Raw genomic sequence first — 18,257 nt, 5'->3', positions numbered from 1 at the left:
GGATTAAAAAATGAATCAAAAAATAGATATATCACAAGATTTTGTTGCGAAAAAATTAAATATCAGAATAGATCAAGTACGCTCTGTACTTGATTTATTGTCTGAAGGCTCAACCGTTCCATTCATTGCTCGATATAGAAAAGAATCAACTGGTGGACTTGATGAAGAAATTATTCAACAAATCTCTGATTTATACACTTACAACATTGAGTTAAACAAGCGAAAAGAAGCAATAAAAACAATACTTGCAGAGAAACAACTTTTAACTAAAGACATTGAAAATAAGATTGATTTAGCTGAAACAAAAGCTGAAGTTGAAAACATTTATGAACCATTCAAAGTAGGTAAAAAAACAAAGGCTACTGAAGCAATTACGCTTGGTCTAGAACCTCTTGCAAAACAAATTTTTGAAAGCACATCTGAAAAATTCAATGTTTATAATGCTGCTAAAAATTTCTTAAACGACAAAGTTCCAACAATTGAATTTGCACTTGAACAAGCAAAATACATTATTAGTCAATGAATTTCACAAGACATTTCTACACGTGAATATGTTAAAAATCAATTACTTCAATTTGGTTTTATTGAAACAAAATTGAAAAAAGGTGCTGAAGACGAAAATGAAGTCTTTGCACAATATTACGATTTTAAAGAAGCAGTCAAATCAATACCAAACCACAGAATACTTGCCATTTCTCGTGCAGAAGATAAAAAAATTGTTTCTTATGACATTAAATTCAATGAAAAACACATTTTATACCATCTTGATTCATTATTTTTCAAAAACAAACGTACAGGAAAAATAATTCATGAAGCTCTGCAAGATAGTCTTGATCGTTTAATTTATCCTTCAATAATTCGCGAAATTAAAGCAGACTTATTCACACGCGCTGAAAAGGAAGCGGTCGAATTATTTGCAAACAGTCTTGAAAACATGTTGCTTTGACCAGCAGTTAAAAATAAAACAGTTTTAGCTATTGACCCTGCATATATTCATGGTTGCAAGGTTGCTGTTTTAGACCCTCAAGGCAACTTTTTAGAAAAAGATATTATTTTTCCAACACCACCTAAACTTAAAATTGAGCAAGCAAAATCAATAATTAATAGACTCATAAACAAATACAAAGTCAATGTAATTGCTATTGGTAATGGAACGGCCTCAAGAGAAACAGAAGAGTTCATCGCAAACCTTATTAAAGAACACAAATTTGACCAAAACACTGATATTTCGTATGTTGTCGTTTCAGAAGTTGGTGCTTCTGTTTATTCAGCATCTAAGATTGCAATTGAAGAATTTCCAGATTTTAGTGTTGAAGAACGCCCGGCTATTAACATTGGTAGACGTTTTCAAGACCCTTTAAATGAATTAATAAAAATTGAACCTCGTTCAATAGGCATAGGTCAATATCAACACGATGTAAACCAAAAAGATTTATCTAAAGCACTTGAGTTCAAGATTGATAAAGTTGTTAACCAGGTTGGTGTTGATCTTAACACTGCTTCAAAGGTTATATTAACTTATATTTCTGGACTTAGTGAAAAAACTGCGCAAAATATCATTGAACACAGAAACGAAATCAAAAAATTTAGCAACCGAAATGAACTTAAAGATGTTAAGGGTATTGGACCTAAAGCATTTGAACAATGTATTGGTTTTTTAAGAATTCATGACTCAAAAAACTTTTTTGACCGCACTTCAATACACCCTGAATCCTATGAACTTGCAACTAGACTTTGTGAGTTATTAAACATTGATTTAAACAATATTGATACAAGCATTCTTGAAAGTGCAAATATTGAAGAATTAGCAAGCAAACTTAACTCAAACGTCTATGACATCAATCTAATCTTAGAATCACTTAAAAACCCTACTAAAGACATTCGGGACAACAAAGAAGGTTACATTTTACGTAAAGATGTGCTCAATGCTGAAGATGTAAAAGTTGGAATGATATTAGATGGTTCTGTTCAAAGTATTACTGATTTTGGTGTCTTTGTGTATATTGGCATTAAACAAAATGTTCTTATTCACATTTCAAATTTGAAAAGAGATAAAACTCATTTTATTGAGCATCCTAAAGACATTTTAAAAGTTGGTGATAATATTAAAGTTGAAATCATATCAAACGACTTAGAAAAAAACAGAATACAGGGCAAACTTGTGTATTAATCAAAAAAACAATCAAGTTATTATAATGATTGTTTTTTTATAATTTTTTCCCTTTTAAATCAATAAAAACAATAATAAAGTATCATATTAAATATGAAAAAATTTATCAACCTTTACAACACAACTGAATACTCTTTTTTAGACTCACTCATTCGAGTCGATGAACTAGTAAAGCAATCAAAACAAAACGGTTTAGATGCCGTAATTTTAAGTGATCACAATAACCTTTTTGGTCTTGGAAGCTTCCTAAAATATTGTTCACAATACAATATAAAACCAATAGTCGGCGTTGATTTAGATGTTGATAATTATAGATTTATTTTGCTTGCTAAAAATTTGGATGGTTTTCAAAAAATCAATGAATTAATATTGGCTAGGTCACAAAACAAGTCAATAACTTTTGATCAATTATGCGACACAAATATTTTTGTTCTTGACCATCCTCAATTTGGAATATATGCGCAAACAAAACAAAATTTTCAAATTAATTCACCAAATTATTTTGTTTGTGATTTGGATTCTAGTATACCTAATGCATTATTCTATCGAAGTAATCAACTTTTTGATATTTCGCAGAATGATACACTTAACATAATTCAACAATTAGGCTCACACAAACTCAGTAATCAAACTCACAATTATTTTGACGAAATTACTGTAAATTCAGTACTTTTGGACAGAATTTACTCAATTATTGACCAGTGTAATTTCAAACTTGAACCAAAGAAATTAAACCTTGCAAAATTTGAAAACAATGATGACGAAACCAATGAAAAAATACTTGTTAGACTGCTAACAAAAGGACTAGAAAATATAAAAAACGAACTTCCAACAAACAAAAATATTTGACACCAACGAGTAAATTATGAGTTCGAAACAATTAAATCGCTAGGTTTTATAAACTACTTTTTAATTATTCAAGATTTAGTCAATTGAGCCAAGTCAAAAAACATTGCAATAGGGCCTGGTCGTGGTAGTGCTGCTGGTTCATTTATTTCATATTTACTTAATATAACTGCAATTAATCCATTGAAATATGATCTACTTTTTGAGCGTTTTTTAAATCCTGGACGTGTTTCATGACCTGATATCGATATAGATATTCAAGATGATAGAAGATTTGAGGTTTTTGACTACATCAAGGAAAAATATGGTTTTGAAAATGTTGCACTGATTTCTACTTTTCAAACACTTGGTGCAAAAATGGCAATCCGAGATGTTGGACGTGTTTTAGGCATTGATCTAACAGTGATCAATGCAATTTCTAAAACACTCGGGGCTAACGAAACTCTTAATGAAGCTTTGCAAAAAAACATCAAGTTTCAACTTGCTATTGAACCTTTTCAACCGCTGCTTAAACACGCATTAATTGTTGAAGGACTGCCTCGTCAACAAAGTTATCACCCGGCCGGGATCATAGTTGCAAGACAAAAAATAACAAATTATGCACCTTGCTCTCTAACAAACGATGGAAGTTTTCAACAAGTTCAATTATCAATGGATTATGTTGAAGACTTTGGACTTTTAAAAATTGACCTTTTAGGTCTTAAAACTCTTACAGAACTCCAACATATAGAGCAAAATTTATTGCCTACTCAAAAATTTGACTTTTTACTTAAACAAAATCCACTCATTTTGAATGACCAAAAAACATTTTTAAACTTAAATTTAGGCTTCACTGAAGGAATTTTTCAATTAGAATCGCCCGGAATGAATAAAACAATTAAAAAAATCAAAATTAATGCATTCGACGATCTTTATGCAATTATTTCGCTGTTTAGACCTGGTCCTTTAGCATACATAAATGAGTACGCATTCAATAAAGAAAACCCTAATTTAGTCAAAAAAATTCATCCAGCATATGATGAAATTCTCGCAAGTACATATGGAATAATGGTTTATCAAGAACAAATTATGATGATAGCTCAAAAAGTCGCTAATATGAGTTTTGTAGAAGCAGACTTTTTACGACGTGCAATAAGCAAAAAAGATGACTCAAAAATCAAGCAATATAAAGAAACTTTTATCAATGGAGCATTAAAAAATGGTTTAAGTATGCAACAAGTCAATCAAATTTATGCAAATATTGAACGATTTGCTGAATACGGTTTTAATAAATCACATGCCGTTAGTTATGCATATTTAACAATGAAAATGGCTTACTATAAAACCTACTATCCTTTGCACTTTTACACTGCTTTAATCACGAATTCTCGAGGTGATCAGGCAAAAATTGCAAAATATGTAGAAGAAATAAAAAAACAGCGAATAATTGTTAATTCGCCAGATATTCTACACTCAACACAATTTTGCACAATAAAAAACAATCAAATTTACTTGCCTTTTGACCTTATCAAAGGTTTTGGTCAAGAAGGCGTTAATAAAATTATGTCTAATATTGCACAATGAGGTCCGTTTAATCAAAATCTCAATGAAACAATATTGCGCCTTCGTCATGCAGGAATTACTGAAAGCTTATTAAATTTGCTCATTCGTTCAAATGTTTTTCGTGCTTATGGACACATGAAATTTATTGAAAACGCAACAAAAACACTGCTTGATTGCTATAAATTAGTGGCCAAAAATACATGAGAACAAGCACGACAAAAACTGCAAAAATCAGGTTATTTAGATATTATTCATGATGATGTCAAAAGAGATATTAACTATGAAGCAACCAATGAAATCTCATTATTAGGCATGACTTTTAATGCTTCGCCAACATCAATTTATGAAGCTAAATACGAATTTAATTTAAACACAATTCCAGTAGGTTACAGTGTCTATGTAGTTGCCCAATTAACTGCTAAACGAGTACTTAACGGAAAAAATTTCTTTGTTATTGAGCTAAGTGATAGCAACATAAAACAAACATTTTATCCAAGTTTAATCTACCTTGATAAATGATCAATATTTAAGCCTGGTGATATTTTAGAAGCTAAAATAGAAAACAAAAATCACAAACTTTTATTAAGAGATCTTAAACCTCTTTAGGAATATTATGCGCAAAAATACTTTTCTTTTAATTGATGGAAACTTTTTAATGTTTCAGTCTTTCTATGCATCATATGCAATGTCTAATGGAAATATGATGAATGACTACAATGGACGCAGCACAAATGGTGTGCATGTTTTCTTAATGACGCTATCTAAAATTATTGATTATGTTGAGCCAACTCATTTATTTATAGCATTTGATGCATTTGGCAAAACTAAACGACATGAAAAATATGATGACTACAAAGCGGGACGTACAAAGGCACCTGCAGAAATATTTGAACAATTTAAGTACATCAAAGAAATTTTAAGTGCATTCAACATTCAATGACTGGAACAAGTTGGAGACGAAGCAGACGATTTGATTGCAACTTTAGCGCAAAATAAAGATGCATTAAACATTATTTATTCAAAAGATCAAGATCTTTTGCAGCTTGTTAATGAAAACACTTATGTACTTTTTAAAGATAAATATGGTGAATTTGATTGCTATACAGACAATAATTTTGAATCATATTTTAATTTACAGCCATATCAGATTCCAGATTTTAAAGGCTTGGCAGGTGATAGCTCTGATAACATCAAAGGTGTAGTAGGAATAGGCAAAATTGGTGCCATAAAACTAATAAATCAATATGAAAATATTGAAAATATTTATAAAAACATAGATGAAATTAAAGGAGCAACAAAACAAAAGTTAATTAATGGAAAAGATGATGCATTCTTTTGCAAAGGCTTAACAATTTTAAACACACAAGTTAATATGAACACAAATTTAGATGATTATCTAATGTCAAAAATCAACAAAAAACAAGGAAACGCTAAACTAGATGAATTTGGTTTGCAAACGGCTAAAAGAAAGTTAGAAATCATATAAAAACATTTCCATTTTGTATGCAAAATACCATTAATTTGTGGTATTTTTCTTTTTTTTTTTTTTTTTTTGCTCTGTCCTTATGTTTTTTTGATAAATTTACCGAATTTATAATTTCTCCAATTTATTAGAGGAGAGATATAAATGAGAAAAAGAAAGTTTGCAATATTGTCGATTCTTACAGTTAGCTCAATAGCTACACCTGTTTTATCGGCTGCATGTAATGATATTACAAAATCAACCAAGGACTATACAAAACTGGTTATGGTTTCAGTAGAAAATGCAAGTCAAAAATTTGCTAAAGATATTCAAAAACAAGACATCAGAGTGTTTTCTACAGATAAATCGTTAACTTTGCAGCTTAGCGATGTAGTAGTTTCAAAAGACAACAAAAAAATCACCATTGCTATCAAGGTTGTTGACAACTCAACAAAAACTGAAACAACTATAACAAAAGAATTGAGTGGATTTAAGACACAAAACAAAACACCTATAGCAAAAGATTACAATAAATTAGTTAGTGTTTCAGTTGATGATGCTTCAAGCAAGCATGCTAATGAGATTAAAAAAGAAGATGTGAAAATTTCTTCAAATGATAAAGATTTATCATTTGAAATTTCTAGTCTAAATGTTTCAGAAGACAAAACAAAAGTTATAGTTGTTATCAAGGTTGTTGACAACTCAACAAAAACACAGACAACTATAACAAAAGAATTGAGTGGATTTAAATCAGAAAAACATTCAGAGCCTATTGAGCCTAAAATAACAGATGAAAAACAAAAACAACATCAAGCGCAAGTTGAGCAGGCTTATAAAACATTTAAAGAACACACAAAAATTAATATAAGCAAAAAATCGTGAGAATTTCTTTCAAAAGCTTCAGATAAATCAATAATTTACTATGATTCCAAAACTAAATCATTCTATGAAAAGCCTTTTGACACAAATAATATTGATGTAGATAGAAATTTATTGTTTAAATTGGACTCAAATGCAATTGTTCCTGAAGACTTAAGTGTAGCACTTCCAGAAGGCGATCAATCAGATAGTCATATTTACGATAAGGTATCTTTAGTAAAACAAGATGGAAAATTTGGCATCAAATTTAGAATTAGCGAATCTAAATTAGATAAACACACATTGCCATTACCAAATAAAGTTGAGCAATCTAATTTATTTAGTATTAAAGATCCAACTGAACAAGAGGTTGATCAAGTATTAAATAACTTAACAATAGATTATCCAAATAAAGCAAATACAAGTGTAGAAGATGTTAATCCATTAAAGTTAATTTTACCTAGACTCAAAGGTTTTAATGACGTTAAAGTAATTAATATAGAAAGAAATCCTTTAGAGGGTAAAGTTATTGTCGAGGTTAAACTAACCTGAATGATTGGTAACGACAAACTTGAATCTAAATCTAGAAAAATTGAGATTAGTGGATTTAAGAAACTAACTTTTGATGAAATTCTTAATGGTATTCAATTAAATTATGAAGGTGAGAAAGTAAAAACGTTGCCTTCTCAAGTAACTAATGACAAAATTAAAGTGCTTAAAGATGCACTACCATTAGATGATTATATTAATGTATCATTTAAATTAATACCAAATGATGCTGCTGGTTCATTAACTATTGAAGCAACCTTTAAAATAGGCAAAGAATTAAGAGTTAAAAACTTTTCAATAGATGGATTTAAGAAAATCGCCACATTAGAACAAATACTAAATGAGTACAGTGGTCCTACACTTAAAAATAATAAAGATAGATCACAAATATTTACCTCACAAGTAGAAAAGGAAATGATTGAACTACCAGCAATCGATTCTAATACACATATCAGTGTACAAATAGAAAAAGTAGAGGTAAATAGAAGTGATGTCTCGAAACTTAATGTCACATTAGTGTTTTCTAATTCACAAACTAAAGAATCAAAAAAGAAAGTATATGTTTTAGAAAGCTTTAAAATAACTGGAGATGTTGCAACTCAATTAGCCGAAAACAAAATGGTTCCTTTATTTGTTTTTAAAGGTGAGCAAAATGCAAAAGATAAAATTAAGGAATATCTTAAAAATGGACAAAACCGTGTTCTACTAAAATTCCAGAGTGGCAAGTTTTATACAAAAGACCCAAAAACTAAAAAAGATATCGAACTAAAAGGATTAGTGTTTAATCCAGAACTAGAAAAAGACTGACCTAATTATGGAAAGATAATAATTACGCATGGACGATTTAAATCATTAGCATCTGCTAATGCTGAAAGCGGAAAAGTCTTAAGTCGTAATAATGATGGTGTCGATTTAGTGCTAGAAAACAATAATGTAAAATTAAAATTCAAAACACTTCAAAGAGGTAATATAGTAGGTCCTAAAACATACGAAATTGTTTTATTTGACTCAACTACCACACCACATACTTCAAACAAAACGAAATAATTCCATATTCAATTATTACCATTAAAACACAACAACACAATAGTTATATGTTGTTGTGTTTAAATGAATTTCATATAATAATCTGTCTTGAATGTTAAAAAATATGCAAAAATGTCTTATTTTAAGGTATTTTTGCATTTTAATAATATCTATACTATATGAAATAATTAAAAAGAATATACTTTTAAGCACACAAAATAATACAAAAATATGTATTAAGGAATATTAAAATGAGAAATAAAAAATTAGCATGACTTTCAGTACTAACAGTAAGTTCTATAGCAACACCTATGCTAGCTGCTGCATGTAATGAAACAAAAGACTACAATAAATTAGTTAATGTAAAACTAAAAGATCAATCCGCAAATAAATTAGCAAAAGATGTAACAGCAGATGATATAGAAGTAAGTTCTACTGATAAAACTTTAAAACTTAAAGTTACATCTGTTAACGTTAGTGCAACTGATAAAAACTCTGTTACAGTTATTATTCAAGTAAGAGACTCTTCAAGTAAAAAAACTCATACTATAACAAAGATTCTTAGTGGTTTCAAAACTGAAAAAGGACAAAATAACTCTAATGAGGGGGGGGGCAAATAACAACAGCGGTCAGGGAGGTCAAAGTACACCTGCACCACAACCACAACCAGAACCACAAAATCCAGGTGATTCTTCAAATCCCGATACTACACCTCAACCTGGTCCTGGTGATGGTACTCCTGCACCTCAACCTCAGCCAGAAAATCCTGGTGATTCAAATCCTGATACTACACCTCAACCTGGTCCTGGCGATAATAATCCTGCACCACAACCTCAACCAGAAAATCCAAAAGATCCTAATGATGGTACAGGCAATGATTCAGGAAGCGAAAATAAAATAGATCCTGATGTTAAAGAAGCATATGACATTTTTAGTAAACATACTAAATTATTTAAATCAAAAAAATCATGAGACTTTTTCTCTAGAGCAAATGATGGTGTTCCAATTTACTATGATTATAGAAAAAAGGCATTTTATGCTGAAAAATATGATAGTAAAGACCCTGATAAAGAAAGAACACTTTTATTCTCATTAGAAGAAGGACACTTTCCAAAATACAGTTATAACGCTTCATGACCAGATGATAAAGATGAACACGGAAAAAATGATATATTCAACAAGGTAAAATTAGTTAAGTTAGAAGATAAATTTGGTTTTAAATTTAGAGTTTCAAAATATGAAGGTGGCAAAAAAAATACATTCCCTAATCCAACAATTGTACAACAATCAGAATTACAGGAATTTAAAGTTCCTTCAGCAGATGATGTTAAAGGTGTATTAGATTCAATTGAAATTAAATACGAAAATAAAGAGAACGTTGAAGAAAAAGATGCAACAAAAAGTGGTGTGAAAGTTCCACCAGAAGCTAATGGATACACTACACATGTCGAATCAGTAACACCAAAAATAGGTGAAAGAAAGATAGATGTTGTTATTTATCTCACATATAAAATTGGAGACGACACTGTAGAATCTCAGAGAAGAACAATTGAAATTGATGGTTTCAAAAGCAATGACCTAGCTTCAAAAGTTAAAGATGTGGTGATTGTTTATGAAGGTAATAAAAAAGATAAATTACCTTCAGAAGTGACAGAAAAAGAATTAAAAGCAAAACTAAACAACAATGATTTAGAGTCAACAATTAGTGTTTCTTATTCATTAAAAGCTGATGATTACAAGGGGGAATTGAGTGTTAATGCAACATTTTCAACCAATAATAATTCTGTAGAAATTCCTTATATATTAAATGGTTTCAAAATGAAGGAATTTAATCTCAAAGACTTTATTAATAAATATCCAAAACCTACCTTGGATAGTAAAATTGAAAATAATAAATCAAACACACCTGCTATAAGTGTAGGTGCTGATAAATTTACATTAAAACCAGCTGAAGATGGTGTACCAGTAACCATAAAAATCACAAGCGTCGCTCCACAAGAAAATGATAAAACTAAGCTTGATGTGACTGTAACATTTACCAACACATTAAACAATACAAAAGAAGAAAGAACCTATACCTTTGAAGGTTTTATGCCTCAAAAGGAATACAGAGATAATAAAGCATTCAAAGAAGCAGAAAAAGGTAATTTATTCCATTACACTGCTTCCGAAGCAAATAATAAAGCTATTTTAGAGTTTATTAAAAAAACCGAAACCGAAAAAAAACCTAAACATCCTCTTTTAGCGATAGATGGCCAAGATATCTATTTCTACCCCAAATCAGCAAAGAAAAAAGTTCAAGGACTAAAATTAGACCCTAGTGCAAAACATATATTAACTCATACTGGAAAAAACACCGTTGCACCTGCGTTTTTAGAGGGTGGAAAAAAACCATCTAATCAAGAAAAAGGTCTAGAACTTGTTAAAACTTCAACATCTGTAGAAATCCAATTCAAACTTGTTTTAGCAGGTGAGGGTTTTAAATATGATAGCAAAATATATAAATTCAAACTTTTCGACCTAAAATCTGATACAGGCAATTCTTCTCAATCTAACCCTGGCAGCTCATCAAGATCAGAAGACGACGAATAATAACATCAATCTACTATTATGAATCGCAAACATAAATTACTAATATTTAGTTCATTAGCAACAACAATTTCAGCAATTGTTGTTGCTTCTTGTTCTAATAACTCTAAAAAACAAGACACTGTATCATTACACCTTAAACCAGATAAAAAATTATTTATAAGTGAAAATAATTTATCTATGTTAGAGAAAACATTGTTTGAATTTAGTAACAATACTAATAATGTTTATGTTGACATTGAGTTTACAGGTATTACTAAACTACCAAATAATGACATAGAATTAAAGTATAAGTTAATTAAAAACACAGGCGAAAAAACCGAAGAGAAAGGTTTAATAATTAAGGCTTCTCAATTATTATCAAGTGAACCAACAGTACAGGATAAAAATAAAAAACAACAAGATAGTAAACAATCAATACCAGGAGCAACAGAACCAAATAATCAAGGTAAAAGTTCATCTGAACCTAAAGATAAACCACCTATTATAGATGAAGATGAGGATGGATTTATAGTCCCTGATGATGAAGATTCTTCAGACGAAGAAGGTGAAGTACCTCTTGACCCTGATGATGATCCATATGAACCAGGTAGCGATGAGAATGATGAAGAAGACATCGATAGCGATGACTCAAGCACACCTCCAAATCAAGGTATTAAACCTTCGCCAGGCGAAAAGCAAAAACCACCACGTGAAAAGCAAAAACCTTCACGTCCAAGAAATCCTAATGGACATTCAAAAGGTAAAAATAAGAAACCACCTAAAGTTAATATTAATGAGAAACTTGGTAAATTTAGTGCAACACCTAAAACTGAAGATAAAATCAGACTAGCATCATGAAATGTTAAGAATTATGGTAATGATGCTCCAGTATCAAAAGGACAAGCTATTGCATCTGTTATTTATGTAAATAACTATGATGTTGTAGGTCTAACCGAACTTGATGGTGACAATGTACCTAACATATTGGTCGATCTATTAAACGATCTTGAGAAAAAAAATAATAGAAATAACACTTGAAAAGCTATTATTTCAGATAAATATGATGCACTTAATGGTAAGGGCCAAGCAGACGGTTATGCTGCATTCATCTATAAAGATAATATTGTTTCGCCTTTAGTTCTAGGTGATAAGAAGTCAGGCAGATTTTATGATAATTCTGAAGGATTTGAAACTAAATATGGTGGATCAGTAAATCAATTTAATAGACCGCCGTTCTTAGTTCAATTTGGAGTAAAAACACCTAAATACCAAAAAGTTAATTTCACATATATGCTTTCACATTTAGATGGTCCAGGTACTGGAAAAGATTCTCCTGAACCAAAAGCAAATGGAGTCAAAAAACAAGGTGCTTATGAAGCTAACGAAGCATGAAACATTAAAAAAGTTTTTGATTGAGCTAAAAAAATAACCAACGGTGATGATGATTTAATATTCCAAGGTGATACTAATATTCATAAAGGCAATCAGTCTAAAGTATTTGGTTGAACTAAAGACTATGGTGCTGTGATGCCTCTTGATGAAGATAACATTTTAACATCACTAAAAGCAAATAACAACGGTTATTCAGAACCATACGACAAAATCATTCACTACTCTAATATGAACTATACCAATGCTACCACATTCAGACTCTATGACTTTGTAAGATATTCAAACATTTTCCAGTATGCTCCAATTAACTCATATGAAGACTGAGTTAAATATGTTAAAGGATATAATAGTAAACGTTATTCACAAAGCTATGTTTACCACGGAATTTCAGACCACTCTCCAATAAGTTATGACTTAATTTTGGACAAAAACGACGCACATTAATTAATGCACCAATGGTGCATTTTTTAATAAAAAAATGGCCTAAGCCATTTTGCTAAAAGTACTCAAAAATGAGTATATAAGGAAAATTATACCTTAATGAGTGAATGTATTTCAATACCTTCCTCAGGGTCAAATTTTGCTCGTCCATTGAGGTCTTCAAGTTCAAGCAAAAGAATAATTTTTTTAACTGTTGCTCCTTGCTCTTTAAGTAGAGTCACAATGGCTTTAGTTGTACCACCGGTTGCTAAAACATCATCGATAATAGCAACGCTTTGACTTTTTTTAATAAAACCATCTTGGATTTGAAGTACATTATTTCCATACTCTAAATCATAGTGTTTGCTAATTACTTTGCCAGGCAATTTACCTGGTTTACGCACCATTATAAAAGGTTTTTTAAGTTTTGCAGCAGTAGCAGTACCGAATAGAAAACCACGTGCATCAGGACCAACAATAACATCGCAATCTGTGGCTAATTTTGCCATCTCATTAATTGTGTAGTGCAATGCTTCGCCATTGGCCAACAAAGGACTAATATCTTTGAATAAAATACCTTTGCGTGGAAAATCTTTAACATCACGAATATATTTTTTTAAGTTCATATTTCCTCTAAATTGTAATAGCAACATCTTCAAAGAACTCTACAATATCATCGACTTGAATATCATTGAATTTTTGAATAGTCATACCAAAATCTTTACCTTTTTCGACTTCTTTTACTTCATTGGTATCGCGTTGAAGGGTAGCAATAAAACCTTCATGAATAAGTTTTCGTCGTCTAAATATTTTGACCTTGCAGCCAATTTTTACAATACCTTCATCAAGCATAGTACCGGCAATTGTTCCAACTTTTGAGAAGAAGAATGTTTTAATAACATGACCTGAGCCAATCTTTTTCTCTTCATAAACAACTGCTTTTTCACCATCTAATCAAGCTTGCATGTCTTCCATAACTTTGAAGACAACATCATAATGAGCAATCTTTACACCTGCTTGTTTAGCACTTTGTTTAATGTTTGTGCTTGCTTTAATTCTAAAAGTAATGATGATTGCATCTGAGGTTTGTGCTAGAAGTAGATCTGAATTTGAAACCTGACCTGTCTGTGCACCAATAACTCTTATAATTGCTTCATCATTTTGCATTCCATCAATACTTGAACGCAATGCTTCAGATGTTCCTTGAACATCTGAACGGATGATGACATTGAGTACCTTTTTATTTTCATCTTCAGCATTCTGAGAACGATTGAATAACAATTGTTTTTTGTCAATTTGTTGTTTTTCTTGAGCAATTTTTTTAGCATATTTTTCATCTTCAAATGAGATGAAACGATCGCCAGCAAGCGGTGAAATGTTAAGACCAGAAACCACAACAGGCATACCGGGTGTAGCACACTCAATTGGCATTCCACTTGTGGTTTTAAGTGATTTTACTCGTCCATATGAACTACCAGCCACGATAAAGTCACCTTTATAAAGTGAACCATTACTGATTATTAAGGTAGCAACCACTCCAACACCCTTGTCAGAGCGAGATTCAAGAACCACACCGGCTGGATAACGATCTTTATTTGCTTTAAGATCCATTAAATCAGAAAGAGCAATAATGTTGTCTAAAAGCAACTCAATACCTTCACCGGTTTTTGCAGAACCATAAATAATCGGAACATCTCCGCCATATTCTTCAACAATAACATCATTTTCAGCAAGTTCACGTTTAACACGTTCAATATCTTTGGTTGGTTTATCCATCTTATTAACAAAAACAATCATTGGAGCTTTTGCAGCTTTAGTGTGTTGAATTGCTTCTTTAGTTTGAGGTTTAACACCATCATCGGCTGCTACAACAATAATAACTATGTCAGTGACTTGAGCTCCACGAGAACGCATTTCAGTAAAGACTTCATGGCCTGGTGTATCAATAAAAGTGATGGTGCCTTTGTTATTGCTTACTTGATATGCTCCAACATGTTGAGTGATACCGCTTGATTCACTTTGAGCAACTCTAGATTGGCGAATGTAGTCAAGCAGTGTTGTTTTACCATGGTCAACATGACCCATAATTGTGATAACAGGAGGTCTTTTTGACAATGATTTTTCATCATCAATGAACTCAACTTTGTTTAAAAAGTTAGATGCATCAACATTAATTTCTTTTTTGAAGTCTAAATTGTGTTCAAGACACACTTCAGCGATTTCTTCTTCATCAAGCATATGGTTAATTTGATACATTTTGCCTTTCATCATAAAGCGTTTAATCAAATCATTTGGATTTAGACTAATTTTGTTAGCAAATTCACCAAGTGGCATTGCATTTGTGAAGATAAAAACACCGTTTTTAACTTCGGTTTTGATGTTTTTTAGCTGCGATTCAACATCTTTTTGATTGGTTAATCTATTCTTTTTAGACATTTCGCCTCCTTGAGTTCTTTTTCTATTTGTGCATAAGTTTCCTTTGTAACGTTGGTTCTGAATGCTCTATTAAGTGCTTTGGTTTTGAGCACACATGCTCAATTTTCTTCACTTAAATATAAATAACAGCCTCTACCTTTTTTTGTCTTATCAAGGTCTAGACTTATTGTGTTTGTATCTTTTTTATAATCAAATCTTATGAGTTCATCGACAGGAAGAATTTTTCCCGAAACTATACATTTTCGTGTAGTTTGGTTCATTTATTCACCTCAATCTTCATCATCCATAAAGTCGTCGATATCAAAGTCATCAAGACCAAAACTCGAAAGATCTTTATCGACTTTAAAGTTTTCTTTAATAGATTCTTTAACTCTTTTGTAGTCTTCAGCATCATTTTTGTATTGCTCTTTTTTTGCATTTTCACGTGTTAATTCTTCAGCAATATCATCAATGGTAATTTCTTTTGATTGCTCTTGTTTTTCTTTTTTAGCTTCACTTTCACTGTGTTTTTTGAATAGTTCATTGAAATCTAAGTCAAAACTGGTTGTATCAATACCTTCAAATTCATTTTCCTGGAAACTTAACACATCAGCATCAAAGTTATCTGCTTTAACATTGACTTTATTCATGTCAAATAGTGAACCATTGCGTTTTGGTCTCTGAGTGTGTCTGTTTGTATTGAATTGTTGGTTTGGTTTTTTGTTTGGTTCAAATTTTTTGCTGTTGTTGAACACGATACCTTTTGAAAGAGCATCAGTGTTGCTAATAACCTCAAGGTTGCAACCTACAAGACCAGCAGCAAGCAATACGTTAATACCTTTTCGACCTATTGCAGGTGTTAGTGAGTCTTGAGGCACAATAATTCAATAATTTTGTCTGCTTCCTTCAACATTGTTGTCTTTAGGAACTACATCAATAACTTTAGCTGGACTCATTGCTTGAGAAATGTATTTTTTAACATCTTCATCGTATAAAATAACATCAATTTTTTCACCTATTTTTTCGCAAATTGAATTGATTCTATTACCATTAGGTCCAACAACTGCACCGTATACATCATAGTCAGCAGGTGCCAAATCGCTTGGTTTTAGTGCAATTTTAGTTCGTTCACCCGGTTGGCGTATTGACGCAACAATTTCAATAAGACCATCTTGAATTTCGGGAATTGAAAGTTTAAGTAGTTCTTCAACATTTTCTTTTGTGTCCACTGAAACTTGTACTTGACTTAATTTGCTATCTTCTTCAACACTGGTTATAGTTGCATGACCATATGCACCAGGTTTCACATTTCTCTTGCTTGAAATGTATGCAGCGGGTAAGAATGCAGAAGTAGATAACAATGATTCACTTTCAATTTGCACATTTCATGAACCATCAGCATTTTTGGTTGAATATCTAATACCAACTCGTTGTCCAATTTTGTCTTTAAAACATTCATAAACTTTTTGTTTTTTGAGTGCTGAAATTTCTTGCAAAATTGATGAGTGTATTTTCTTAAGTATGTTTGGATCTTTTGTATTTTCTACTGCTTTATCAAGTGCTTTAAGATCAAGGTCAATTGAAATAACATCGTCTATTTGTGCATCTGATTTAATTTTGCGTGCATTTGTGAGTGAAATATAAGTTAAAATTAACAATAATTTATCATTATCATCACCATTTGCGTACTCATCAGCCTCTTGATCATCAATAACAATACATGTCTTGATAATTGGTTTTAGTGTTTTGGTTTCTTCGTTTAGAATGTATTCAACCTCAATATCTTGGTCAATTTTTGACAAAATACGAGTGGTTGCACCGCTAAAAATACGGACAATATCATTGATGTCTATTTTTTGATTTGTTTCATAGTGTTTAGCAATGTTGTAGAATACAGCATCTTGGTTTGCTATTGTATTTTTAGACATAAGTACTCCTAAAATTTAAAGTGTCTTTTTATTTTTATAATGTTTGATTTATTAACATCGATTTTTCTTATATTGCCTTTTTGATTTCATTTAATCTTAATGCTTTGATCATTATCTTCAAGTAGCAATGCATTGTATTTATTGACGCCGTTTTCATTTTTTTGTAAAAATATTTCAATATCCTGGCCAATAAATTGCGGCAATGAAGCAAAATCAATATCATCATTAAGCCCTGGAGAATGAATTACTATCGAATCAAATCTCTCAATATTTGCATTTTCATCAAGAAATTTATTGATTTTGATGCTTGCATCATTGATGTGGTTTAAATCACTGTGTGATAAAGTAATATCAAGTATTTGCATACCATCTTCAACAGTTTCTTTAGCATCTATAACCTCGTTAAAGTGTTGAGCTAAAAGCAATTTTCAATTCATAAACCCCCTATAAAATAACAAAGAGTTGCGTGTGCAACTCAATATTATTTGACTTGTGCTTAAATTATAGCACGAGAAGGTGGATTTTGCAGGTAAAAATAGTAAAAAGCGTTTTGCAAAAAAACTTTTTGCTTTATAATTAAATCGATTTTTTCAGTTTCGTTATGAAACTAAACAAGAAAAAAGAGGAGGCTTATAATATGGCAAATATAAAATCAAAAGTTAAAAACATTGCTAAGTCTGAAGAAAACAGATTGAGAAATAACGCAATGAAAACTAGAGTTCGTAAAGCAATCAGAGCTGCTAGAGAAGCAGTTTTAGCTAAAGATGAAAAAGCTAAAGAATTGGTACAAAAAGCACATTCAATTATTGCTACTGCAGTGCAAAAAGGTGTTTTCCACCCAAACAAAGGTGCTAGAAAATCATCTCGTCTAGATAAATTTGTTAACGAACAAAATGCTAAAACAAATGCTTAAAATAAGCGTCCAATCTTAAACAACCGCAAGGTTGTTTTTTCCTGAGTTTCGGAGTAAAAAACAAAAAGTGTAAAATTGACTGTTATTTTAAGTCAAAATACACTTTTTGTTTTTTCTATATACAATTTTTTACAATTTCTAGAAATTCATTATACGTTTCTTCAT

13 protein-coding genes are annotated in these 18,257 nt (G+C 31.0%); 8 read left to right on the top strand and 5 right to left on the bottom strand.

Annotated elements, in window-relative coordinates; genetic code table 4:
* Positions 1-10 precede the first annotated feature (10 nt).
* The 7 genes from E1I18_RS00910 (at position 11) to E1I18_RS00880 (ending at position 12,860) form a co-directional block, all read left to right on the top strand.
* The gene (locus E1I18_RS00910) at positions 11-2,170 is read left to right on the top strand and encodes a helix-hairpin-helix domain-containing protein (protein ID WP_235888469.1); all 2,160 of its coding nucleotides are present in this window, start codon (positions 11-13) and stop codon (positions 2,168-2,170) included.
* A 93-nt stretch (positions 2,171-2,263) separates the two neighbouring features.
* The gene (gene dnaE / locus E1I18_RS00905) at positions 2,264-5,164 is read left to right on the top strand and encodes a DNA polymerase III subunit alpha (RefSeq protein WP_141483733.1); all 2,901 of its coding nucleotides are present in this window, start codon (positions 2,264-2,266) and stop codon (positions 5,162-5,164) included.
* 7 nt (positions 5,165-5,171) lie between these two features.
* The gene (locus E1I18_RS00900; RefSeq protein WP_141483732.1) at positions 5,172-6,044 is read left to right on the top strand and encodes a 5'-3' exonuclease; all 873 of its coding nucleotides are present in this window, start codon (positions 5,172-5,174) and stop codon (positions 6,042-6,044) included.
* 141 nt (positions 6,045-6,185) lie between these two features.
* On the top strand, positions 6,186-8,474 hold the full coding sequence (locus E1I18_RS00895; RefSeq protein ID WP_141483731.1) for a lipoprotein 17-related variable surface protein: 2,289 nt from the start codon (positions 6,186-6,188) through the stop codon (positions 8,472-8,474).
* Between the two features lie 230 nt (positions 8,475-8,704).
* Positions 8,705-9,073 (top strand): hypothetical protein, encoded by a 369-nt coding sequence (locus E1I18_RS00890; RefSeq protein ID WP_141483730.1) that lies wholly within the window; start codon positions 8,705-8,707, stop codon positions 9,071-9,073.
* The gene (locus E1I18_RS00885) at positions 9,054-11,045 is read left to right on the top strand and encodes a lipoprotein 17-related variable surface protein (RefSeq protein WP_141483729.1); all 1,992 of its coding nucleotides are present in this window, start codon (positions 9,054-9,056) and stop codon (positions 11,043-11,045) included. Before E1I18_RS00890 ends, E1I18_RS00885 begins: the two co-directional genes overlap by 20 nt.
* A gap of 18 nt (positions 11,046-11,063) precedes the next feature.
* Positions 11,064-12,860, top strand: coding sequence for an MnuA family membrane nuclease (locus E1I18_RS00880; protein WP_141483728.1), 1,797 nt, complete (start codon positions 11,064-11,066; stop codon positions 12,858-12,860).
* An 86-nt stretch (positions 12,861-12,946) separates the two neighbouring features.
* Here the strand turns inward: E1I18_RS00880 and E1I18_RS00875 are convergent, their stop codons facing one another.
* The 5 genes from E1I18_RS00875 to E1I18_RS00855 are packed head-to-tail and all read right to left on the bottom strand — an operon-like array spanning position 12,947 to position 17,616.
* The gene (locus tag E1I18_RS00875; protein ID WP_141483727.1) at positions 12,947-13,462 is read right to left on the bottom strand and encodes an adenine phosphoribosyltransferase; all 516 of its coding nucleotides are present in this window, start codon (positions 13,460-13,462) and stop codon (positions 12,947-12,949) included.
* 7 nt (positions 13,463-13,469) lie between these two features.
* A complete protein-coding gene (gene infB / locus E1I18_RS00870; protein WP_141483726.1) occupies positions 13,470-15,272 on the bottom strand; it encodes a translation initiation factor IF-2 in 1,803 nt (600 codons plus the stop codon).
* Positions 15,251-15,532 carry a YlxR family protein gene (locus tag E1I18_RS00865; protein WP_141483725.1) on the bottom strand — a complete coding sequence of 94 codons (282 nt, stop codon included), beginning with the start codon at positions 15,530-15,532 and terminating at the stop codon, positions 15,251-15,253. Before E1I18_RS00865 ends, infB begins: the two co-directional genes overlap by 22 nt.
* On the bottom strand, positions 15,533-17,179 hold the full coding sequence (locus E1I18_RS00860) for a NusA N-terminal domain-containing protein (protein WP_141483724.1): 1,647 nt from the start codon (positions 17,177-17,179) through the stop codon (positions 15,533-15,535).
* 8 nt (positions 17,180-17,187) lie between these two features.
* Positions 17,188-17,616 (bottom strand): LSm family protein, encoded by a 429-nt coding sequence (locus E1I18_RS00855; protein ID WP_141483723.1) that lies wholly within the window; start codon positions 17,614-17,616, stop codon positions 17,188-17,190.
* Positions 17,617-17,816: 200 nt separating this feature from the next.
* Between E1I18_RS00855 and rpsT the strand changes: the two genes are divergently transcribed.
* A complete protein-coding gene (rpsT, locus tag E1I18_RS00850) occupies positions 17,817-18,092 on the top strand; it encodes a 30S ribosomal protein S20 (protein WP_141483722.1) in 276 nt (91 codons plus the stop codon).
* The last annotated feature ends 165 nt before the right edge of the window (positions 18,093-18,257 follow it).

The sequence above is a fragment of the Mycoplasmopsis mucosicanis genome (assembly GCF_006546935.1).
Taxonomy (GTDB): Bacteria; Bacillota_I; Bacilli_A; order Mycoplasmatales; family Metamycoplasmataceae; genus Mycoplasmopsis; species Mycoplasmopsis mucosicanis.
Note: the sequence above shows the minus strand (reverse complement) of the source record. Positions and strands in the feature narration are given on the sequence as shown.